The organism is Stenotrophomonas sp. 22DLJC03 (assembly GCF_056861405.1).
On the sequence record NZ_JBSPUG010000004.1, the window covers coordinates 103315 to 124178 of the forward strand.

The 20864-nt window shown below is 67.9% G+C and carries 18 protein-coding genes; 12 read left to right on the top strand and 6 right to left on the bottom strand.

Annotation, left to right across the window (positions count from 1 at the left end; all coding sequences use genetic code 11):
* Positions 1-19: 19 nt before the first annotated feature.
* Together AC13GA_RS15510 and AC13GA_RS15515 are read left to right on the top strand one after the other, a co-directional pair.
* A complete protein-coding gene (locus AC13GA_RS15510) occupies positions 20-1450 on the top strand; it encodes an ammonium transporter (protein WP_482998486.1) in 1431 nt (476 codons plus the stop codon).
* Between the two features lie 142 nt (positions 1451-1592).
* Entirely contained in the window at positions 1593-2339 is a 747-nt protein-coding gene (locus AC13GA_RS15515) for an N-acetylmuramoyl-L-alanine amidase (protein WP_482998487.1), read from the top strand.
* A 121-nt stretch (positions 2340-2460) separates the two neighbouring features.
* Here the strand turns inward: AC13GA_RS15515 and AC13GA_RS15520 are convergent, their stop codons facing one another.
* Together AC13GA_RS15520 and AC13GA_RS15525 are read right to left on the bottom strand one after the other, a co-directional pair.
* A complete protein-coding gene (locus tag AC13GA_RS15520) occupies positions 2461-3162 on the bottom strand; it encodes a LytR/AlgR family response regulator transcription factor (protein WP_046985383.1) in 702 nt (233 codons plus the stop codon).
* A complete protein-coding gene (locus tag AC13GA_RS15525; protein WP_482998488.1) occupies positions 3150-4859 on the bottom strand; it encodes a histidine kinase in 1710 nt (569 codons plus the stop codon). The genes AC13GA_RS15520 and AC13GA_RS15525 overlap by 13 nt, the downstream gene beginning before the upstream one ends.
* A 127-nt stretch (positions 4860-4986) precedes the next feature.
* Here AC13GA_RS15525 and AC13GA_RS15530 point away from each other — a divergent pair, with 127 nt between their 5' ends.
* From AC13GA_RS15530 to AC13GA_RS15570, 9 genes are all read left to right on the top strand, one after another.
* On the top strand, positions 4987-6492 hold the full coding sequence (locus AC13GA_RS15530) for an alpha/beta hydrolase (protein ID WP_482998489.1): 1506 nt from the start codon (positions 4987-4989) through the stop codon (positions 6490-6492).
* A gap of 325 nt (positions 6493-6817) precedes the next feature.
* Positions 6818-7312, top strand: a complete 495-nt coding sequence (locus AC13GA_RS15535) for a cytochrome b (RefSeq protein WP_253078084.1) — start codon at positions 6818-6820, stop codon at positions 7310-7312.
* Between the two features lie 51 nt (positions 7313-7363).
* A complete protein-coding gene (gene mltA / locus AC13GA_RS15540; protein WP_482998490.1) occupies positions 7364-8518 on the top strand; it encodes a murein transglycosylase A in 1155 nt (384 codons plus the stop codon).
* A 108-nt stretch (positions 8519-8626) separates the two neighbouring features.
* On the top strand, positions 8627-8929 hold the full coding sequence (locus AC13GA_RS15545) for a hypothetical protein (RefSeq protein WP_046985380.1): 303 nt from the start codon (positions 8627-8629) through the stop codon (positions 8927-8929).
* Positions 8930-9008: 79 nt separating this feature from the next.
* On the top strand, positions 9009-11054 hold the full coding sequence (locus AC13GA_RS15550) for a TonB-dependent receptor (RefSeq protein ID WP_482998491.1): 2046 nt from the start codon (positions 9009-9011) through the stop codon (positions 11052-11054).
* Positions 11055-11169: 115 nt separating this feature from the next.
* The gene (locus AC13GA_RS15555; RefSeq protein ID WP_482998492.1) at positions 11170-12231 is read left to right on the top strand and encodes a two-component system sensor histidine kinase NtrB; all 1062 of its coding nucleotides are present in this window, start codon (positions 11170-11172) and stop codon (positions 12229-12231) included.
* Complete coding sequence (gene ntrC / locus AC13GA_RS15560; RefSeq protein ID WP_482998493.1) at positions 12224-13672, top strand: nitrogen regulation protein NR(I); 1449 nt, start codon at positions 12224-12226, stop codon at positions 13670-13672. Before AC13GA_RS15555 ends, ntrC begins: the two co-directional genes overlap by 8 nt.
* A 93-nt stretch (positions 13673-13765) precedes the next feature.
* A complete protein-coding gene (locus tag AC13GA_RS15565; RefSeq protein WP_430766713.1) occupies positions 13766-14335 on the top strand; it encodes a superoxide dismutase family protein in 570 nt (189 codons plus the stop codon).
* A gap of 31 nt (positions 14336-14366) precedes the next feature.
* On the top strand, positions 14367-14987 hold the full coding sequence (locus AC13GA_RS15570) for a superoxide dismutase family protein (RefSeq protein WP_482998494.1): 621 nt from the start codon (positions 14367-14369) through the stop codon (positions 14985-14987).
* Between the two features lie 151 nt (positions 14988-15138).
* On the opposite strand, the gene AC13GA_RS15575 is transcribed toward AC13GA_RS15570, so the two are convergent.
* Positions 15139-16026 carry a hypothetical protein gene (locus AC13GA_RS15575; protein ID WP_482998495.1) on the bottom strand — a complete coding sequence of 296 codons (888 nt, stop codon included), beginning with the start codon at positions 16024-16026 and terminating at the stop codon, positions 15139-15141.
* A 93-nt stretch (positions 16027-16119) separates the two neighbouring features.
* Between AC13GA_RS15575 and AC13GA_RS15580 the strand changes: the two genes are divergently transcribed.
* A complete protein-coding gene (locus AC13GA_RS15580) occupies positions 16120-17415 on the top strand; it encodes an acetyl-CoA C-acetyltransferase (RefSeq protein ID WP_136638478.1) in 1296 nt (431 codons plus the stop codon).
* A 231-nt stretch (positions 17416-17646) separates the two neighbouring features.
* Here the strand turns inward: AC13GA_RS15580 and AC13GA_RS15585 are convergent, their stop codons facing one another.
* The 3 genes from AC13GA_RS15585 to AC13GA_RS15595 all read right to left on the bottom strand — a co-directional run bounded on the left by AC13GA_RS15585 (position 17647) and on the right by AC13GA_RS15595 (position 20836).
* The gene (locus tag AC13GA_RS15585) at positions 17647-18942 is read right to left on the bottom strand and encodes a heme biosynthesis protein HemY (RefSeq protein ID WP_295379674.1); all 1296 of its coding nucleotides are present in this window, start codon (positions 18940-18942) and stop codon (positions 17647-17649) included.
* 6 nt (positions 18943-18948) lie between these two features.
* Positions 18949-19923, bottom strand: coding sequence for a uroporphyrinogen-III C-methyltransferase (locus AC13GA_RS15590; protein ID WP_430766710.1), 975 nt, complete (start codon positions 19921-19923; stop codon positions 18949-18951).
* 103 nt (positions 19924-20026) lie between these two features.
* On the bottom strand, positions 20027-20836 hold the full coding sequence (locus tag AC13GA_RS15595) for a uroporphyrinogen-III synthase (RefSeq protein ID WP_046985373.1): 810 nt from the start codon (positions 20834-20836) through the stop codon (positions 20027-20029).
* Positions 20837-20864: the final 28 nt, after the last annotated feature.

The following is a 20864-nucleotide window of genomic DNA, read 5'->3' on the forward strand; positions in this document are numbered from 1 at the left end:
CCCTTCCGGAGACTCCCCCATGAAGATGCGCCTTTTCACCGGGTGGCAAGCCCGGTTCCATCTGGTGTGCCTGCTGATGCTGTTCAGTGCGCTGGCCGCCGGTGTCTGGCCAGGCAGTGCACATGCCCAGGCCCAGGTCACGCCGCTGCAGAGCGAAGCCGTGGCCGTCGAGCCCTTGCAGGACCCGACGGCCGCTGCGCCTGCGGCTGCCGAAGCAGTGGCCGCGCCCGCCTATGACCACGGCGACGTCGCCTGGATGCTCACCTCCACCCTGCTGGTGCTGTTGATGGTGGTACCGGGCCTGGCCCTGTTCTACGGCGGCCTGGTGCGTTCGAAGAACGTGCTGTCGGTGCTCAGCCAGATCCTGGTGGTGTTCTCGCTGGTGCTGCTGTTGTGGGTGGCCTATGGCTACAGCGCAGTGTTCAGCGCCGGCAATCCGTTCTTCGGCTCGTTCACCGAATTCGCCTTCCTCAAGGGCTTCACCCCGGAGTCGGTGGGCAACACGCCGATCAAGGGACTGCCGGACTACCTGTTCGTCGCCTTCCAGTCGACCTTCGCCGGCATCACCACCGCGCTGATCGTCGGTGCCTTCGCCGAGCGCATCAAGTTCCGCGCGGTGCTGCTGTTCTCGGCGCTGTGGTTCACCCTCAGCTACATCCCGATGGCGCACATCGTGTGGGGTGGCGGTTACCTCGGTGAAATGGGTGCGATCGATTTCGCCGGCGGCACCGTGGTCCACATCAATGCCGGTGTTGCCGGCCTGGTCGCCGCGTGGTTTGTCGGCAAGCGCCTGGGCTACGGACAGACCGCGCTGAAGCCGCACAACGTCCCGTTCACCTACATCGGCGCGATGCTGCTGTGGGTCGGCTGGTTCGGCTTCAATGCCGGGTCCGCCGCCGCCGCCGATACCGTCGCCTCGCTGGCCTTCCTCAACACGGTGCTGGCCACCGCTGCTGCCGTGCTGGGCTGGACGCTGGTCGAAGCGATCAGCAAGGGCAAGCCGTCGGCACTGGGCGCCGCCTCGGGTGCGGTGGCCGGTCTGGTCGGCATCACCCCGGCCTGCGGCACAGTCGGCCCGCTCGGCGCGATCGTCATCGGCTTCGTCGCCGGTGTGGTCTGCGTGTGGGGTGTGACCGGTCTCAAGCGCCTGCTGAAGGTGGACGACACCGCCGACGTGTTCGGCGTACACGGTGTCGGCGGTATCGTCGGCGCGATCCTCACCGGCGTGTTCAGTGCGCAGTCGCTGGGCGGCACCAAGGCCGATCTGGATATCGCGCACCAAGTGTGGGTGCAGGTGGTCAGTGTTGGCCTGACGGTGGTCTGGTCGGCGGTGGTGACCACGCTGATCCTGCTGGTGGTGCGCAGCGTGGTCGGCCTGCGCGTGACCGAGGAAGCAGAGCGTACTGGCCTGGATGTGACCTCGCACGGCGAATCCGCCTACGAGGCCTGATGCGTGGCGGGCGGCCCTGCGGGGCCGCCTTTGCGTTTGGTGGGTGCCAAGCTTGCTTGGCACTGCTCCTGCTCTGGTGGGTGCCGACCGTTGGTCGGCACCGTGGCATGCATCATCCGGCCTGATCGCGCACAATCGGGCCATGCACCCGATCCGCACCGCTCTGATGCTCTCGGCCTGTCTGTTGCTGGCCGCCTGCGCTTCCGCGCCACAGGAAGCCCGCAATCCGCTCGCCACCTGGGTGCCGTCGCCGAACCAGAACGCGCGCACGCCGGTCATCATCGTCATCCATCACACCGAGCAGAAGTCGGTGCAGCAGAGCCTGCACACGCTGCGTACCGCCAACAGCGGCGGACGGGTCAGCGCGCACTACCTGATCGGCGCCGATGGCCATCGCTACCAGCTGGTGGCCGATGAACGCCGCGCCTGGCATGCCGGTGCCGGGCGCTGGGGCACCATCACCGATCTCAATTCAGCCTCGATCGGCATCGAACTCGACAACGACGGTCGCAGTCCCTTCAGCCCGGCGCAGATCGAGTCATTGATCGTGCTGCTGCGCGATCTCACTGAACGGATGAACATCCCGCCGCGGCAGGTCATCGGCCATGCCGACCTGGCGCCGACCCGCAAGCAGGACCCAAGCCGCTTCTTCCCCTGGCAGCAGCTGGCCGACGCCGGGTTCGGCGTGTGGCCTCGCGCCGCCGATGGTGCGGCACCGGAAGGCTTCGATGCATGGAATGCGCTGGCCCGCTTTGGCTACCCGCTGGACAACCGCGAGGCCACCGTCGCCGCCTTCCACCGTCGCTTCCGTGGCCGCGACGACCTGCCGAAGACGCTGGATGCCGAAGATGCCCGCATCCTGCATTCCTTGCTGCTGCAGACCCCGTAGATGCTCGCGCGGCGCCGAACACCCGGAAGTGGGTAGCGCCGGGCCATGCCCGGCGAGCGCGCAGCGCGGCCACCACCACGAAGTGCAGTAGTGCCAGCCCATGGCTGGCAGCTTCCACACCTCACTCCATCCCCAGCTCTCCGCGTATTGCCGCCACATGCGCGCGGCCCACGGCCAGCTCGCTGCCATCGCTCAACACCAGCCAGTAACGGCTGCCCGATCCTGCATGCAGCATGCGCACATGCTGCAGATTGACCAGATAGGAACGATGGCAACGCACGAAGTCGCCAGGCAGCACGCTGCCCAGTCCGGCCAGGGACTTGTCGTGCAGCTCGCTGCGGCCATCGCGCATGCGCACCTGGCTGTAGTCGCCGTCGGCGCGGATCCAGAGCACGTCAGCAAGTTCTACGGTCGCCGTGCCCTGCGCCCGCCAGACACCCAGATAGCGCGCGCGGCCAGGGCGGGAGCCGCCGGTGTCGAGCAGGCGTTCCAGTGCCTGGCCAAGGCGCTCACGCGAGAACGGCTTGGGTACGAAGTCGAGCACACCATGCTCGAATGCCTGCAGCGCGCGATCGCGATGGGCCGACACCACCACGCACTGATAGCGTCCGGCCACCGCGCGCCGAAGCAGCTCGAAACCATCGTCGCCGCCCAGGTTGAGGTCCAGCAGCAGGCCATCGTAGACGCTGCGTTGCAGTCGATCTCCGGCCGACTCCAGATCAGCAACGGCGTCGAAGCGCGCGCGCGCGCCTGCCAGTTCACTGCACAGGCGCAGCAGGCGCTGGCGTACCAGCGGCTCATCCTCGACGATCAGGATGCGCATGTCAGTTCGATCCGGCTGCACCAGTGGTCGCCTTCGGCGCCCTGCACGAAGGCCCATCCGTCAGGACAGGCGGCGGCCAGGCTGGCCTCGATATAGCGCGTGCCGGTGCCGCGGCCACGGTGTGGGGCGGAACCCCGCGCACTGCGCAGCTCCAGTATCCAGCGCGCGTTGGTGCGTTGCACGTGCAGGTGGAACGGATGCTTTGCGCAGGCCAGCGCACCTGCGTGGGTCAATGCATTCTCCACCTGGGCATGCAGGATGCCGGGCGGCAACGACAGCATCGCGTCTTCGCCATCGACCTCCAGCCGCATGCGCTGGTCCAATGCCATGCCAACGATATCCAGATGGCTGCGACAGAGCGCCAGTTCGTCCTGCAGGGGAACGCTGCGCCGGCTGCTGCTGTCGCGCAGGCGATCGAACTGGTCGGCCAGTGATTCCACCAGGCGGCTGGCACGCGCTGGTGCCTGTTCGATCAATTCCTGCAGGCAAGTCAGGGTGTTCATCAGCCAATGCGGCTGGATGCCCCGTTGCAGCAGCTGCAGCGAAAGCCGCGCGCGTTCTTCGCTCAGCCAGGCGTTGTGCCGGTCCAGTGCCTGCAACTGGGCAGCGTGGCGCAGCAGCAGGAACACCATCAGCACCGCCAGCAGCAGGAAATAGGGCCCATCGAGGAAGGCGCCGCCTGCGACCAGCAGCGCCAGCAGTCCGGCCAGCAGCAAGGCCAGGATCGGCCAGCGGTCCTCGGACTCGCCATGCGCGCGCAACAGCACGCCTGCCGATGCAATCAGGCTCGACAGCAGTACCGCCGCTGAGCGCGTATCGAAGCCGGGCAGCGCGACAGCGGCGGCAATGATCACGGCCAGATAGCCAAGGTAGGCGGCCCGCGGCATGGCCATCGCGAAGCGGCGTGCAAGATAGGCCGGCAGCAACGCCGCTGCCGCCACATGCAGGCACAACAGTGCCACCAGGCGTGGGCCATGCCATGGATAGGGATACCCAAGCAGGGAGCGCCAGGCCTCGACCACGGGCAGTGCCAGCCCCACTGCGCCCAGTGCCAGCAGCAGACGGGCCCCGGGTGCCTGCGTCTGGCCGCGCAACACGGTGAGGAAGTACAGGCAGGCCGCCGCCAGTGCACCGGTGGCGAAGGCGGCGATCAACCACGGCAGGATGATCTGGCCGTACAGCACGGCCGCGGGTGCGATCAGCACCATCGCATCGGCACCATGCAGATGGAAGTGCTGCTGCTGGCTCGACGCAAGCACGATCAGTTCGTCGCTGCGGTTGCCCGAAGCGGGAGGCAGCACACGCACAAGGTCGATGCGTCCAGGGTGCTCTTCCGCAGCGCTGCGGCCGACCACGCCATTGCCGACCCACGGGTTGCCGTTCCAGTACAGCTGGCTGGCGGCACGCAGCGACAGCCGCATCGTGCGGCCATGCACGTCCGCGGTGGTCGGCGCTGGCACCTGCCAGCGCAGCCAGTAGGGGCCGCGCCACCCTGCCAGCTCGCGCTGGTCCAGTGGCTGCCAGTCCAGATCCTGCGGCGGTCGCGCGGGCACGGCGCCGGTGGCCCCGATGTTCGCAAGCGCCATCTGCGCGCCCGGCACCTGCACCAGACCGGGTGGCGGCGTCGACACGAGCAGCCAGACGGCCACGGCCGCAAGCAGCACAGCAAGGACAGCCAGGGTTCGTGGGATCTGCATGGAGGCCATCCTATCGGTTGCGTGGAGACAGTGGACGGCCGCCTGGAGACGTTCGGCAGGTGCGCACGCCCCGTGTGCTGCGGAAGGGCAGACGCTGGTGGCGCACGTCCTTCCATCGGAGCCCGACATGACCCGCAGCGCCCGCACGCTTCCCCGCAGTTCCCATCGTTGCCGCACTGCCGTCGCCGCCACGCTGGCTGCAATCGGCCTGGCGCTGGCCGTGGCCACAGCCGCACAGGCCAGCCCGGCTGCGCTGGCGTTCCAGCCCTACACGCTGCAGACCAAAGCACATGGCAGCATCCCTGCGGAGATCGCCGTGCTTGCAGTGCCACGCCGGCACAGCGAGCCGGATGGACCACGCATGCAGCTGAAAGTGGTACGCCTGCGTGCAACCGGCGGCAATGGTCGCAGCGCTCCCGTGGTCTACCTGGCCGGTGGCCCGGGCGGCTCCGGCATCGACACTGCGCGCGGCCCACGCTGGCCGGTGTTCGACCTGGTCCGCCGCAAGACCGATGTGCTGCTGCTCGACCAGCGCGGCGCCGGCCTGTCCGAACCGCCGCCGGAATGCCCGCACCAGACCCGATTCGATGATGCGCAGCCATTGCAGCGCGATACGGCGCTGGTCGCGCTGCAGGCAACGGCAGCGAAGTGCGTGGCGTTCTGGCGGCAGGCTGGCGTTGATCTGGGTGCCTACACCACGGCCGAGAGCGCCGCCGACCTTGACGACCTGCGCCGCGCGCTGGGTGTGCCGAAGATCAGCCTGTGGGGCATGAGCTACGGCACGCATCTGGCCCTGGCTGCCGTGCGACTGCACGGTGAAGGCCTCGAGCGCGTGGTGTTGATGGGCACCGAAGGTCCTGATGACACACTGAAGCTGCCGCTGAGCAGCGACGCGCTGCTGCAGGAGCTTGCGCAGTTGGCGCGCAAGGATGGCTTCGACGATCTGGCTGGATCGGCCTCACGCGTGCTGCAGGCGCTGCGTGAGCAGCCACGGCAGGGCCGCAGCCGCATGCACGAGGGTCGCCAGGTGACCATCGGTGAATTCGATGCGCAGATCCTGATCGCCAATGCGCTCGGCCAGCGGCACACCCAGCAGTGGCTGCCGCTGGTGCTGCGCGAGGCCGAGCGCGGCAACTACGATCCGCTGGCAGACCTGGTGCTGATCGTGCGTGCGCAGTTCGCCGAGTACCCGGCAATGGGGCTGGCGATGGATGTGGCGTCCGGGCAGAGCCCGCAGCGCTTGGCCCGGGTGGAGGCGCAGGCGCGCGAAAGCCTGTTCGGCGACGCCTTGAACTTCCCGTTCCCCGCCATCGGCAACGGCCTGGGCCTGGCCGATCTGGGCGAATCCTTCCGTGGCCCACTGCGCAGCGAGGTGCCGGTGCTGTTCATCAGCGGCACGCTGGATGGACGCACGCCACCAGCCAACGCCGATGCACTGCGTCCAGGCTTCCGCAACGGCCGCTCGCTGCTGGTACGCAACGCCAGCCATCACAACGAGTTGTGGACGGGCAACCCCGCCATTGCGCGCAGCATTGTCGATTTCCTCGCCGGCCGTGCGGTGGACGATGTCGTGCTGGACGTGCCGCCGCCGGTGTTCGCCACCAGCAACAGCGGGTTGCTGGGCAGTGGCTGATGCTGAAAGGTGATCGTGGCGTCGGCCACGATCTGCGGGTTCCTGCAGCGCGGCCTCGATGTCTACGTACCGCGTGCAGGTGACGGCGAGGTCGACGGGCAGGTCACTGGACACGATGATCCGATCTGCACGGTCAGCCACGTCGCTGCTGCAGCCGATTCCCTGAATGGTGCTGCCGGGCTGCGCCCGGCAATGGAGGGATTCCTAGGGAATCTGATCCAGATCACCGAATGGACGGCTGCGAGAATTTTTTGCAATTCATTCGATGTCGTACAAGCATGCGAATGCCTAGCATCGCTCGACCTCATCGAGCGAATCGTGTCCCATGCGCTACTCAAAAGCCCAGGTGCTGCTGCACTGGATCTCTGCGGTCATCATCCTCTGGGCCACTGTCAGTGGTTTCTACGTGGCGCTTCTTGACGTGCCGCATACCGTCGCTGAAACCATTGGTTTCTTCAACGTGTCCATCACCTCGGTGTTGATTCCGTTGTTCGCCGTACGCGTGGTGATTGCCATCTCAAATCACCGGGACGCACCCGCCAGCGGAGCGGAATGGGCGGCCTTGATTGCTCACGCCGCTCTGTATCTTGTCACGACCGTCGTGCTGCTGACGGGCGTGCTGATGATGGAGCGGGAGATCAATGTGTTCAACCTGGTGAGCTTTCCACAGCCCATCAGCGACCCGCAGCTGACCATGGCGTTCAATACTGCACACCGCTATGCATGCGTCGTTCTGGGCGGGCTCCTGTTCCTGCACGTCGCCGCCGTGGTCAAGCATCATCTGTCGGGCAATGCGATCCTGAAGCGGATGAGTTGGTAAACGCCGTGGAAAAGCTGCTACGCAGAGGGTCATTTGCACTACATTTGACCCATGACCGCATTCAACGCCCAATCGAACCGCAGGTACTGGAGCCTGGGTACCCTCGTGCTGCTGGCGGGGTGTTCCACATTGGGAACGCCGCCAGAGACACCGCCTGCCCCATCGCCCGCCACGTACGTCAAGGCCGAATGGGGCGCATTGCCGCCGGTTTCCGATACCGATCTGCAGGCCGGCTTCGTTGCCTGGCGCAGCAGCTGCACCCGCCTGAAGAACGACGCTGTCTGGGCCAAGCCCTGCACCACGGCTGCAGCAGTGAACGACAAGGACCCTGCCGCGATCCGCCAGTTCCTGCAGCGCGACCTCGATGCCTACGCGCTGCGTGCCGGGGGGCACCAGGCTGATGGGCTGATCACCGGCTACTACGAGCCGATCTACCCCGGCAGCCTGACCCGCACCGACAAGGCCACCGTGCCGGTGTACGGCACGCCGGATGACCTGATCGTGGTGCAGCTGGACAGCGTCTACCCGGAACTGAAGGGCAAGCGCCTGCGCGGCCGCGTCGATGGCAAGGTGCTCAAGCCCTATGACGATGCAGGCACCATCGCGGCCAAGGGCGCCAAGGCCCCGGTGCTGGCCTGGCTGACCGATCCGATGGACCTGCAGCTGCTGCAGATCCAGGGCTCGGGCCGGGTTCGCCTGGCCGATGGCACGCAGGTGCGCCTGGCCTATGCCGAACAGAACGGCCATCCCTATCGCGCGATCGGCCGTTGGCTGGTGGACCAGGGCCAGCTGAAGAAGGAGGACGTGACCATGGACGCGATCCGCGCCTGGGCCAGGGCCAACCCTTCCCGTGTGCCGGAACTGCTGCGCAGCAACCCCAGCTACGTGTTCTTCGTGCGCAGCGCGGACAGCCCGGAAGGCCCGCGCGGTTCGCTGAACGTGCCGCTGACGGCGGGTTACAGCGTGGCGGTGGACCGCACCGTGGTGCCGCTGGGCAGCCTGCTGTGGCTGTCCACCACGCGCCCGGACGGCAGCCCGGTGGTGCGCCCGGTGGCCGCGCAGGATACCGGCGGCGCGATTGCCGGCGAAGTGCGCGCGGACCTGTACTGGGGCAGCGGCGATGCCGCCGGCAAGCTGGCCGGTGACATGAAGCAGAAGGGCAACATCTGGATGCTGTGGCCGAAGGGCGCCCCCTTGCCGAAGTAGTTTGGCAGGGGGCAGATCCCTCTCCGCAGGAAAGGGATCTGCGCGCGAATGCCTGATAATGGCGCCATTCCGAACTTTCCGGTCGCACCTGCGGCCAGGACCAATGCAATGAAATACGCAAAACCCAACGCAAAGACCAACAGCAAGAAGTACTACAAGCACTGGGCCGAATCGAGCCTGGGCAAGGGCAACGTGCTGATGGAAGCCCGTGGTGAAAAAATCGTGCGCCAGGTGGAGATCTACGGGGCCAAGGTGGTCTGGGCCGATGAAACCGGGCAGAGCGATGACCGCTTCGTGCTGGCCGACCAGCCGGTGTCGTTCATGGATTTCGATGAAGACGACGAAATCAGCGCGCGCGAGTTCGACATCGCCTGGAAGAAGGCCCGCGAGGCGACCGGCTACCCGGTGTAACGAAGGGCGGGTCCCGCTGGATGGCTGGCAGATTTGAAATGTTATAAAGTTTCATTTTCTGCCTCCTGCCGCCCTCCCCATGAAGACCTCCACGCTGGTGGCCGCCCTCGCGGCCGCGCCGTTCGCCCCTGAAGCACTCGCACAGTCGGCGGATGCCGCGCTCACCCTGGGCAAGGTCGATGTGCACCAGCACGGCGAAGGCCAGCTGAGCGCGCACCAGGTACTGACTTCGGTGGACGTGCTGGGCGCAGACCAGATCGAAGACCGCAACGTCTCCCACAGCTGGGAGCTGCTGGGGCAGATGCCGGGCATCCAGCTGACCGAAACCCGGCAGGGTGCCGAATCGGGCAAGGTCAGCTTCCGGGCTTTCAACGGCGAGGGCTACCTCAATGCCATCAAGACGCTGATCGATGGCATCCCCAGCAACGTCAACAGCGGCAACCAGCGCTACATCGACATGCTGTTCCCGCTGGAAATCAGCTACATCGAAGTGGTACGTGGTACCAACGACCCGCGCTACGGCCTGCACAACATCGGCGGCAACGTGAACTTCGGTACGCGCCAGGGTGGCAACTACACCGATGCACGGCTGGCCTACGGCAGCTACAACACCCGTGATGCGCAGCTGGCGGTGGGCCGCGAAGCCAATGGCTTCGCGCAGAACTACTTCGTTGGTACCCAGGCCAGCGATGGCTATCGCGACCATGACACCTCCAGGAAGTACTCGCTGGGCGGCAAATGGTTCCTCGGCACGCTGGACGATGGGCTGCGCGTGGGCCTGACCGCGCGCGCCTACCACCACGAAGCCGACGAGCCCGGCTTCATGACCGTCGAGGAAATGCGTACGCATCGACGTGGCAGCAACCTGCGCAACGGCAACGATGGTGATGACCGCGACATGCGCCAGATTGCCGCGCACCTGGATATGAAACTGTCCGAGAGGCTCACCTTCGGCACGCGGCTCTATTACAACCGCTACGAAGACGACCGCCGCGTGACCTTCAGCGACCTGCCCACCGGCAACCTGCCGCGCCAGCGCCGGGTGTGGGATGAGCGCCAGAATGGCCTGCTCAGCACGCTCACCTGGCAGGCCAGCCCCGCGCTTACCGTCGAGGGCGGCCTGAACTACGAGCAGCAGGACAACGGCTACATCCGCGAGCGCTACGTCTACGCCGAACCCACCGACTTCAGCCGTGCCCCGGCACGGGTGCAGAACAACGACCGCCACAGCTTCGACAATTGGGGCGCCTACGTGCAGGCCATCTACCAGCCCGTCGAGGCGTGGAAGATCGTGCCGGCCTACCGTGTGGACCGCTTCAGTGGCCGTACCCACCTGATGAACGGCCTCAGCGCTCGGCTGCAGGATTACGGCAGCATCGGCCAGCCCAAACTGAGCGTCATCCACAGCCTGGGCCAGAACACCCACGTCTACGCAAACTGGGGCCGCACCTTCCAGGTGCTCACCGGTTCCACCGCGCCGGCCTACCTCACCCCGGGGCAGGCGCCGATGCAGCCGTCCACCAACACCGGCATGGAGCTGGGCCTGAAATTCCAGCCGTTCGCGGGCAGCCAGGCGCGTCTGGCGGTGTGGCAGCAGGACGCGGAAAACGAGGTATCCAACATGCCGGCCACCGGTACGACGGTCACCTTGGGCAAGACCCGCCGACGCGGCGTGGATGCGCAGTTGAGCCTGCAGCTGGGCGACGACTGGACGGTCTGGGCGTCGCACGCCTACCAGGAAGCGAAGATCACCCGCGACGACCGCGATGCCAGCGTTTCCCTGCAGGGCCTCGAAGTGGCTGCCACCCCGCGACACATCAGCAACCTGGGCGTGGATTACCGCGCCAATGACGCGCTGCGGCTGGGCCTGCAGGCGCGTGCACAGGGCGATTACTACCTGGAAGAGCGCAACGTGGCCGGCAAGTTCGGTGGCTTTGCCGTACTCGACCTGAGCGCCGCGTACCAGATCAACCCCCGCTGGAGCGTGGACCTGCAGCTGAAGAACGTTACCGGACGCCAGTACGCCTACGCCTGGTACGACAGCTTCTTCTGGGACAGCGCCCGCCCGATGTTCTCGCCGGCCCCGGGCCGTAGCGTGTTCGTCGGCCTCAACATGAAGCTGTGACCCGCCCACGTATCCGGTAGTGGGCGAACTTGCTCGCCCTGCGGCAGGGGTCAGGCCCCTTTCCTGATAGAAAGGGCCCCGACCCCAAACCCTCGTTTTGCACTACATTGGTGCAATGTCCGACCCCGCACCGCCGCCATCCCTCGACGCCCTGGGCACGCCGCTGGCCTGGGCCGGGGCTGAGGGCCGCATCATCGGCTGCAACCCGGCCTTCGCGCGCTGGCTGGGTGTCAGCATCCGCCGCCTGCTCGGCCAGCCCCTGGCCGCGCTGGAAGTGCAGGGTGAGGCGCTGGCCCATTTCCTGGCCCGCGATGAGCGCGACAGCCTGCGCCTGAACCGGCTGGCGCTGGCGGTGCCCGGCGAGGCACCGCGCTTCGCCGAGGGCTGGATGAGCCGCCGCGACGATGGTGGCTGGTTGCTGGAGGCGCACCCGGTCGATGAGTTCCCCGGGCTCGACCCGACCCAGGCCCTGCCCAGCGCGCTCAGCGCGGCGCTGAAGGGGCTGGCCCATGAACTGCGCAATCCGTTGGCTGGCTTGAAGGGCGCGGCCCAGTTGCTGGCCCGGCGCGCGGCCCAGCGTGACGCCAGCGAACGTGAGCTGATCGAGCTGATCGGTTCGGAGATCGAGCGCCTCAACGGCCTGCTCGACCAGCTGCTGTCACCGGCCCCGGCCGCGCCTCACGCCGAACTGAACATCCACGCCGCGCTGGAACGCGTGCTGCGCCTGGCCGAGAACGAGGCCGGCTGGGCGGTACGCCTGCAGCGCGACTACGACCCCAGCATTCCCGAATTCCATGGCGACGCCGATCGCCTCACCCAGGCAGTGTGGAACCTGGTGCGCAACGCGATCCAGGCCGGTGCCGGCAACATCACCCTGCGCACCCGCGTCGAGCACGGCGTACGCATCGCCGAGCAGCTGCACACGCTGGCGCTGCGCCTGGAGATTGCCGACGACGGCCGTGGCGTGCCCGAGGAGCTGGCCGAGCATCTGTTCCTGCCGCTGGTCAGTGGCCGCGCCGAAGGCACTGGCCTGGGTCTGGCGCTGGCGCAGCAGGTCGCACGCGAACATCGCGGCACGCTGACCTACCGCTCGCGCCCGGGACATACCGTGTTCACTCTGCTGCTGCCGATCGGCAACGGCGCCGCCCCGGCCGAGGAGGCCCCGCGCGATGTCTGACGCCTCCACTCCCGCACAACGCATCTGGGTGGTCGACGACGACCGTGCCGTGCGCTTCGTGCTGTGCACCGCGCTGCGCGAGGCGGGCTATCAGGTTGTCGATTTCGACAGCGCCGCTCCCGCCCTGCAGGCCCTGAGCGAGGGCCCGCCGCCGGCGCTGCTGTTCACCGATGTACGCATGCCCGGCGACGATGGCCTGGTGTTGCTGGACAAGCTGAAGGCCGCGCTGCCGCAACTGCCGGTGGTGGTGATGTCGGCCTATACCGATGTTGCCAGTACCGCCGGTGCATTCCGCGGCGGCGCGCATGAATTCCTGTCCAAGCCGTTTGATCTGGATGATGCAGTGGCGCTGGCGCAGCGCGTGCTGCCGGCGGTGGCGCCGGCAATGGCTGCGCCCACAACCGCAGCCGAGACCCGCAGCGATCAGCCACCGCAGCTGGTGGGTGACACCCCGCCGATGCGTGCGCTGTTCCGCGCCATCGGCCGCCTGGCGCAGGCACCGCTGGCGGTGTTGATCACCGGCGAGACCGGCACCGGCAAGGAGCTGGTGGCGCATGCCCTGCACCGCGAATCGCCGCGCGCACAGGCGCCATTCGTTGCGCTCAATACCGCCGCCATCCCGGCCGAGCTGCTGGAGAGCGAACTGTTCGGTCACGAAGCCGGCGCCTTCACCGGTGCCCAGCGCCGCCATATCGGTCGCTTCGAGCAGGCCAACGGTGGCACCCTGTTCCTGGATGAGATCGGCGACATGCCGCTGCCGCTGCAGACCCGTCTGTTGCGCGTGCTGGCACAGGGCGAGTTCTTCCGCGTCGGTGGCCGCGAGTTGATCCGCGTCGATGTGCGCGTGGTGGCCGCCACCCACCAGGACCTGGAAGGCCTGGTCGCGCAGGGCAAGTTCCGCGCCGATCTGCTGCACCGCTTGGACGTGGTGCGCCTGCAGCTGCCGCCGCTGCGCGAGCGCCGCGAGGACATCGCGCAGTTGGCCAGCACCTTCCTGGCTGCCGCTGCACACAGGCTGGATACGCCGCCGAAGCGGTTGACCGCCGCCGCCCTGCAGGCGCTGCGCGAGCACGACTGGCCGGGCAACGTACGCGAGCTGGAGAACGTGTGCTGGCGGATGGCGGCGCTGGCCGCCGCCGATACCATCGGCGTGGCCGACGTTGATACCGCGCTGAATCGCACGCGGGGCGGCCGCAGCAGCGCCAGTGGCGCCGATCCGGGGCAGTGGGAGGCGCTGCTGGCCGAATGGGCACGCCGGCAGCTGGGCGAGGGCGTGGAAGGACTGCACGCACAGGTGCGCGAGCGGGTCGATCATGCCTTGCTGGAGGCGGCGCTGCAGATCACCCATGGCCGCCGTGCCGAAGCCGCTGCCCGCCTGGGCCTCGGCCGCAATACCCTCACCCGCAAGCTGGGCGCCGGGCGCCGCCGCGGGGGCCATTGAACGGTCCCTGCACGCGATCCTCGCACCCGCTTGCCGAACTGTTGATCGTTCATGGACGATGCCGTCCGTAGTGTCACCTGCAAGGAGTCTTCGATGCGTCTGTCCTTTGCCATCCTGCCGTTGTCCGCCGCCGTGCTGCTGTCTGCCTGTGGCAGTGCGCCGAAGAAGGCCGAGCCCACCCCGCCACCGCCGACCCTGGTCAGCGCCGCGAAGCAGGCCGAGGCCAACCTCTCGCCGGCCTCGGCCAGCATCGTCAGCGGCCGCATCGCGCTGATGGTGGAGCCCGGTGGCATCCACATCACCGGCCTGGTCGGTGGACTGCAGCCCCTGCAGCAGGCCGGCTTCCACATCCACGAGCGCGGCGACTGCAGCGCGGTGGATGCCAGTAGCGCCGGCAACCATTTCAACCCCGGTGGCACCGCGCATGGCCGCGCCGGCACCGGCAAGCACCATCTGGGCGACATGGACAATCTGCGTGCCGATGCCCAGGGCCGCGCCAACGTCGATATCCACCTCAAGGGGGTTACCCTTGGCGGAGGCGCCGCCACCGATATCGCCGGACGTGCACTGGTCGTGCATGCAAATGCCGACGACTATCGCAGCCAGCCCGCCGGCAATGCCGGCGTCCGCATCGCCTGTGGCGTGATCCGGGTTGTCCGTTGATCGTTGCCGGCATCATCCAGGGAGAGATTCCATGCGTCTGATCCACACTTCGCTGTTCGCGGCCATTGCCGCACTGGGCCTGGCGGCCTGCAACCAGCAGCCCGCCGCGCCGCAGACTGAAACCCCGCCGGCCGCCCCGGCCGAGGGCGCCACCACCGAACCGGCCGCAGCGCCGGCAGCAGCTCCGGCTGCCGACACCTCGGCGACGGCCGAACTGGCACCGACCCAGGGCAACGAGACCAAGGGCAGCGTCACCTTCAAGGTGGTCGACGGCAAGGTCCACGTGACCGGCCAGATCAGCGGCCTGAAGCCGGGCAGCGAACACGGCTTCCACATCCACGAGAAGGGCGACTGCAGCGCGCCGGACGGCATGAGCGCCGGCGGCCACTTCAACCCGGGCAAGCAGGACCACGGTAGCGTGGCCGTCGATCCGCACCACGGCGGCGACATGCCCAACATCAAGGCCGACGACAAGGGCGTGGCCACCATCGACGGCCCGGTGTCGAGCAACGTCAACATCGGCAAGGGTGATGACTTCGACATCATCGGCCGAGGCCTGATCGTCCACGCCGATGCGGACGACTACAAGACCCAGCCGACCGGCAATGCCGGCGCACGCCTGGCGTGCGCTGTGATCCAGAAGGCGCCGTAAGGACGGCCTTGCCGGAAATGGAAAACGCCGGCGCAAGCCGGCGTTTTTCTTGATCGGTAGTGCCGGCCAGCGGCGGGCATTACCTGCTCTTCGGTGGACCTGAGCCGAGCATGGGCTCTGCTCTACAACACGCGGCGGTCGCTGTTTCCGATCAGCGCGCCAGCAGCTCGCGCGCGTCCTGCCCGGCTTCGCAGTGCACGAACAGCACCGGCACGCCGTGCGCTTCCAGCACCGCAGCCATCTGCCGCTGGCGCATCAGGAACTGCTCGTAGATACCCTGCAGGCGGTCGCAGTCGTTGTTGCCGTGGTCGTAATGCGCGCACCAGCCGGCCGGATCGAACAGCGCCATGCGTGCTTCGCCATGGGTATAGCGCAGCAGCGGCTCGGGCGCGGCATTGAGCCACTCGTCCTCGCCCGGCGCCATGATCGCAGTCTCGATCAGCGGCCACAGCGCGGCCAGGCCCTGGTTGTCGTACTGCATCGACATCATCGCGGCCAGGTCGTTCACGGTGAAATAGCGCGCATGCTCGATACGGGCGCCGAACGCGTTCTGCGCCATCAGCGCGGTGTCGGCATGGGCCATGCCATTGGCCAGCAGCGTGTCTTCCAGCGCTTCGGCCACCGCATTGGTGGTGGCCACGTCGCTGCCGGTCAGCAGGAACGGCACCACGCGCAGGCCACCGCCCACCAGGCTGGCATCGGCCTGGAACGGCAGCGGCACATCACCACTGGCGTCGGTACCGAAGGCCAGCAGCCGCGGCCCCTGGTTGCGGCCCGGTGCGCGCATCTGCAGTTCTTCCAGGCGGCGGTGGATCGGCCAGCCCGGGCGCAGCACTTCGGCCGGGTCGAAATGGGCGGCGGCGAACACCAGGTCCAGCTCGGCCACCTGCGGCACTTGCTTGGCCAGGTCACGGCCGACGCGTTCGGCCAGTTCACCGGCCTGTTCGGCGCTGAGCACCGCCTGGCGGGGGATTTCGCCGCCGGCCAGTTCCAGGGCCAGCACGCCAAGGGCATTCATCGCGGGGTCGGGTTTGCTCATGGTTCCACGGTTGGCCCATCACAGGGCGGCAGCTACACTTGGCTCCATTATGCCTGCTCCGTCGTGCAGGCCATGTTGCAGACACCCTCATCCATGCCAGGTATCTCCATGCCCAACGCTCGTCCCGTCGCCATCCTCGGTGGCGTCCGCATTCCGTTCTGCCGCCAGAACACCGCGTATTCGGATGTCGGCAACCTCGGCATGTCGGTCCGTACGCTGGGCGCGCTGGTCGAACGTTTCGGCCTGCACGGCCAGCAGCTGGGTGAAGTGGCGATGGGTGCTGTGATCAAGCACTCCAGCGACTGGAACCTCGGCCGCGAAGCCACGCTGTCCTCCGGCCTGTCGCCGTTGACCCCCGGCATCACCCTGCAGCGCGCCTGCGGCACTTCGCTGGACAGCATCATCACTGTCGCCAACAAGATCGCGCTGGGCCAGATCGAATCGGGCATCGGCGGCGGTTCGGACACCACCTCCGACGTGCCGATCGTGTACGGCAAGAAGCTGCGCGCGCGCCTGCTGGCTGCCAACCGCGCCAAGAGCACCGGTGACAAGATCCGTGCACTGACCTCCGGCTTCAAGTTCTCCGAGCTCAAGCCCGAATTCCCGGGCGTGGCTGAGCCGCGTACCGGCAAGAGCATGGGCGACCACTGCGAGGACATGGCCAAGGAATGGAACATCTCGCGCGACTCGCAGGACGAGTGGGCAGTGTCATCGCACAAGAAGCTGGCCGCGGCCTATGAGCGCGGTTTCTTCAGCGATCTGATCGCACCGTTCCGCGGCGTCGAGCGCGACAACATCCTGCGCGCCGACACCTCGCTGGAAAAGCTGGCGACGTTGAAGCCGGCGTTCGACAAGGTCTCCGGCCGTGGCACGCTGACCGCCGCCAATTCCACTCCGCTCACCGATGGCGCCGCCGCCGTGCTGCTGGCCAGCGAAGAGTGGGCACGTGCGCACGGCCATGAGCCGCAGGCCTACCTGCGCGACGCGCATGTCTCTGCCGTGGACTTCGTGCACGGCGAAGGCCTGCTGATGGCACCGACCGTGGCCGTGCCGGAGATGCTCAAGCGCAACGGCCTGACCCTGCAGGACTTCGACATCTACGAGATCCACGAGGCCTTCGCTGCACAGGTGCTGTGCACCCTGCGCGCGTGGGAGAGCGAGGACTACTGCCGCAACCGCCTGGGCCTGGATGCACCGATGGGCCGCATCGACCCGGACAAGATCAACCTGCTGGGCTCGTCGCTGGCCACCGGCCATCCGTTCGCCGCCACTGGCGCACGCGTGATCGCCACCGCGGCCAAGCAGCTGGCCGAACGCGGCGGTGGCCGCGCGCTGGTGTCGATCTGCACCGCCGGCGGCATGGGTGTGGTCGCGATCGTCGAACGCTGATCGTTGCGACCGCGCGCCAACCAAGGTTGGTGACTACCGGGAATGCGCGCTGGATCTGCTGTGGTAGATGCCGACCTTGGTCGGCCATGCGATGTCATCGTTCGGAAGATGTCAGAGCGCCAACCAGGGTTGGCGACTACCGGGTTCCACAGATGAAAACGCCGCCCAGTGGGCGGCGTTTTTTCTTGCTCCGGTGGGTGCGGACCGTTGGCCGGCACGCTTCGGCAGGGATCACGGCAACCGCGGGTTGCCGAATTCGTCGCGCTCTTCGTTGGCGTCGTACACCGGCGGTTGCACCGCGATCGGCTGCTCTTCCACCGTGGCACGCAGCGGCGCCTCGTTGCCGCGCACCAGTTCCACGCTGTCCTCGCCACGCTGCAGGCGCAGCGCATTGGCAAGGCACTGCGCGGCCAGCGCGTGGTCGCCACGCTGTGCGAACAGTTCACCCAGTGCTTCCCAGGCCGCGGCACCGGCACCGGCGGCAATCGCCTCGTGCAGGAACGTATCGGCGGCATCCCACTGCTGCTGGGCCAGGGCCACGCGGCCCTGCGCCAGGCGAAGCGCGGCCGAGCTGTCATGCACGTTGCGCCAGCGCGCCAGATTGGCCTGGCGGGTGGCCAGGCGCTCGGCTGGGAGGCGGCCGTACAGCGCCACCAGCTCATCGTCCCAGCGCTGGTCCAGGGCGTGTTCCAACGCCAGCAGCGCCGGTTCGTCCCAGCTCAACGCAACCGCACGGCTGGCATACGCACCGACCACGTCCGGGGTCGGGCGCAGCGCCTTCGGCGTGGCTTCCCACTGTGCGGCCAGCGCATTGACGTCGGCTGCTTCCAGCAGTGCCTGTGCGGCGAGGCGTGCTTCCAGTTCGCTGTTCGATTCGGCCGGCAGCACCTTGCTCTGGCGTAGTGCGCCCAACTGGCCGTACGCCTCGTGTGCGCGGCCGGCGCGGGCCAGTGCCTCGGTACGCAGCCACAGGCCACGCGGCGGCAGCGGCTGGATCGCTGCCACGTCCAGCGCGTTGATCGCATCCACCGGCAGGTCGCGCGCCAGCAGCTGCTCGGCGCGCAGCAGCGCCTGCAGGGTGGCATCGCTTTCGCCCAGGCGCTGCAGCAGTGCTTCACCGGCGGGACCATCGGCACGCGCCTGCGCACTGCGCACGGCGTTGGCCAGCGCCACCGCGCTCACTTCCGGATCCTTCGCCGCGCCATCCAGCAGTTTTTCCGCGCGCTGCCACTGGCCATGCTCATAGGCCTGCAGGCCGTCGATCAGGCGCACCCGGCCCTGCTTGCGGCGGTAGCGGCCCCAGGCACGGAACGGTGCGGCGATCAGGCTCCACAGCAGCCACAGCACCAGCACGGCGACCACGGTCAGCAGGGCAACCTTCGGCAGGTTGCTGTGATAGTCGTAGCCGCCATAGCGCAGGGTCACTTCGCCGAAGCGGTTGAGGTCATCGGCGCCGAGCCATTGCGCGGCGACCACGCCGATGGCCACGGCCAGCAACAGCACGACCAGGGATTGCAGGGGTTTCATGCGGGATTACCTCCGGTCGGTCTGGGTGCGCAGTTGCTGCAGGGTGCTGCCAAGAACGGTGTTGCTGGCCTGCAACGGAAGCTCGCGCAAGGCCTTCAGTTCAGCACGTTGCGCGCGCAGGGCCGGTGAATCCGGCCAACGCCGCTGTGCCCAGTGTTCCACGCGCGCCAATGCGGTATCGCGTCCGCTGCGGTCGCCACGTTCAATGGCCGCACGCGCCAGGGTCAGTTCCAGCTGCAGCGCATCGTCGGCGTTGTGGCGCTCGGCGGCAGTCAGTGGGCCGTTCTGGCGGCTCGGGGTGATGTCCACGAACGGTGCCAGCGTGGCCTGCCACCAGGGCCTGGCGGTCGCGGTGGCGCTGCCCGTCACCTGCGAAGGCAGGCCCTGCAATGCCTTGGCCAATGCATCCAGGCGCTGCAGCGACTGCACACGTGGGCCGGCGCCGAGCGTGTCCAGCGCTTCGCGCTCCTGCACCAGTGCCTGGCGCAGGTTCAGGCCATCACTGTCGGGCAGATCGGCCAGCGCGGTGGCAGCCTGCGCGTACAGACGACGCGCACCTTCCACATCGTCGGCGTAGTTCAGGCGCTGCGCGGCCTGGGTCAGCAGCAGCTCGGCCTCGTCGCGCTGCACCGCCTGCCGGCCCTGGTTGGCGCTGTCGGCCAGCTTGGCCAGATTTTCTTCCAGCAGCGCACTACGCTGCGAAAGGCCAAGCATCTCGTCGCGCAGCACGCGGTTGGTGGCGGCGGCATCCTGCAGGCGTTGGCTGGTCGCGCGCTGGTCGCGGCGCAGGGCATCCAGCGTGGCTTCCAGGCCCTGCAGCTGCACGGCGGTGGTCTGTGCCTGTGCGTCCTGTGCGTCCTGTTGCTCATGCCAGAAGCGCCAGCCGGCATAGCCACCCACGCCAAGCACGACCACGCCGGCCAGCGGCAGCAGCCAGCGCACCGGTCGACGGGGCGGGGAAACGGGCGGGGTCTCGTTCATCGGGCTTCCTTGTCGGCAAGTCGCCGGTGGGGTTCCGGCAGGCCGCGTTGTGCACAGCATCACTGTTGCCGACGACAGCGGCAAGCGTGATCCACGTCCCTGTTCAGGTCGCTGCCGGGACGGTGAGCGTGGCGTGTGCAGCGCTCACCAGCTGTGCACCGGCAGGGCCGGCGCTACGGCTGATGCGCTGCAGGCCCAGTGCCTGCGCCTGCTCGCCAAGCCGATCGCTGGCGACCACCACGCTGGCGTGGGCCTGCAGGCGTTGTTGCAACGCACGTGGAAGCTGTTGCCAGAAATGCTGCAGCGCTTCGCCACTGCTGACTGCCAGCACCCACGGATACGCTGAATGCGCCAATCGAGCCAGTGCGCGTGGCGACAGGCGCAGCAGGCGACGCTGGTAGACGTCGGCACGTTCGATGCTGGCGCCGGCCGCCTGTAGCTGCGCAGCGATCAGGCCGCGCCCGCCGGGGGCGGTCACCAGCCCGATGCGCAGGCCGCGTACGTCGGCCAGCACCGGCAGCGCCAGCAGCCCCTCGCTGTCCATCCGCTGCGGCGCATGTACCTCGTTGACCCCCTGCGCCTGCAGCGCACGCGCGGTGCCGTCGCCCACGGTCAGCCACGGGCTGCGCTGCGCGTCGGCCAGCGGCAGCAGGGACGCGGCCGCTGCCACTGCGGCCGGGCTGGTGAACACCACCCGATCGCAGTTCAGCGCGCGTTGCAGCTGGCGCACCACTGGCGTGCCATGCAGGCGCTGCAGCCGCCAGGGCGACAGCGCCAGCAGATGCCCGTCCAGCCCAGCAACGGCGCGGCGCAGCGCCGCATGCTGGCCCTGCGGCCGCAGCGAAATGAAGGTCCAGTCCGCGTCGGAACCGGCGGCGCCAGTGGGTATCGTATGGTCGGCCATTGCCTGCATTATGCGGGCCCTTCGTTGTCGTGGTCTC

Bases quoted from the DNA above. Each gene is read 5' to 3' on its own strand.
- AC13GA_RS15510 (WP_482998486.1), top strand. From the start codon at position 20: ATGAAGATGCGCCTTTTCACCGGGTGGCAAGCCCGGTTCCATCTGGTG.
- AC13GA_RS15515 (WP_482998487.1), top strand. From the start codon at position 1,593: ATGCACCCGATCCGCACCGCTCTGATGCTCTCGGCCTGTCTGTTGCTG.
- AC13GA_RS15520 (WP_046985383.1), bottom strand. From the start codon at position 3,162: ATGCGCATCCTGATCGTCGAGGATGAGCCGCTGGTACGCCAGCGCCTG.
- AC13GA_RS15525 (WP_482998488.1), bottom strand. From the start codon at position 4,859: ATGCAGATCCCACGAACCCTGGCTGTCCTTGCTGTGCTGCTTGCGGCC.
- AC13GA_RS15530 (WP_482998489.1), top strand. From the start codon at position 4,987: ATGACCCGCAGCGCCCGCACGCTTCCCCGCAGTTCCCATCGTTGCCGC.
- AC13GA_RS15535 (WP_253078084.1), top strand. From the start codon at position 6,818: ATGCGCTACTCAAAAGCCCAGGTGCTGCTGCACTGGATCTCTGCGGTC.
- mltA (WP_482998490.1), top strand. From the start codon at position 7,364: ATGACCGCATTCAACGCCCAATCGAACCGCAGGTACTGGAGCCTGGGT.
- AC13GA_RS15545 (WP_046985380.1), top strand. From the start codon at position 8,627: ATGAAATACGCAAAACCCAACGCAAAGACCAACAGCAAGAAGTACTAC.
- AC13GA_RS15550 (WP_482998491.1), top strand. From the start codon at position 9,009: ATGAAGACCTCCACGCTGGTGGCCGCCCTCGCGGCCGCGCCGTTCGCC.
- AC13GA_RS15555 (WP_482998492.1), top strand. From the start codon at position 11,170: ATGTCCGACCCCGCACCGCCGCCATCCCTCGACGCCCTGGGCACGCCG.
- ntrC (WP_482998493.1), top strand. From the start codon at position 12,224: ATGTCTGACGCCTCCACTCCCGCACAACGCATCTGGGTGGTCGACGAC.
- AC13GA_RS15565 (WP_430766713.1), top strand. From the start codon at position 13,766: ATGCGTCTGTCCTTTGCCATCCTGCCGTTGTCCGCCGCCGTGCTGCTG.
- AC13GA_RS15570 (WP_482998494.1), top strand. From the start codon at position 14,367: ATGCGTCTGATCCACACTTCGCTGTTCGCGGCCATTGCCGCACTGGGC.
- AC13GA_RS15575 (WP_482998495.1), bottom strand. From the start codon at position 16,026: ATGAGCAAACCCGACCCCGCGATGAATGCCCTTGGCGTGCTGGCCCTG.
- AC13GA_RS15580 (WP_136638478.1), top strand. From the start codon at position 16,120: ATGCCAGGTATCTCCATGCCCAACGCTCGTCCCGTCGCCATCCTCGGT.
- AC13GA_RS15585 (WP_295379674.1), bottom strand. From the start codon at position 18,942: ATGAAACCCCTGCAATCCCTGGTCGTGCTGTTGCTGGCCGTGGCCATC.
- AC13GA_RS15590 (WP_430766710.1), bottom strand. From the start codon at position 19,923: ATGAACGAGACCCCGCCCGTTTCCCCGCCCCGTCGACCGGTGCGCTGG.
- AC13GA_RS15595 (WP_046985373.1), bottom strand. From the start codon at position 20,836: ATGCAGGCAATGGCCGACCATACGATACCCACTGGCGCCGCCGGTTCC.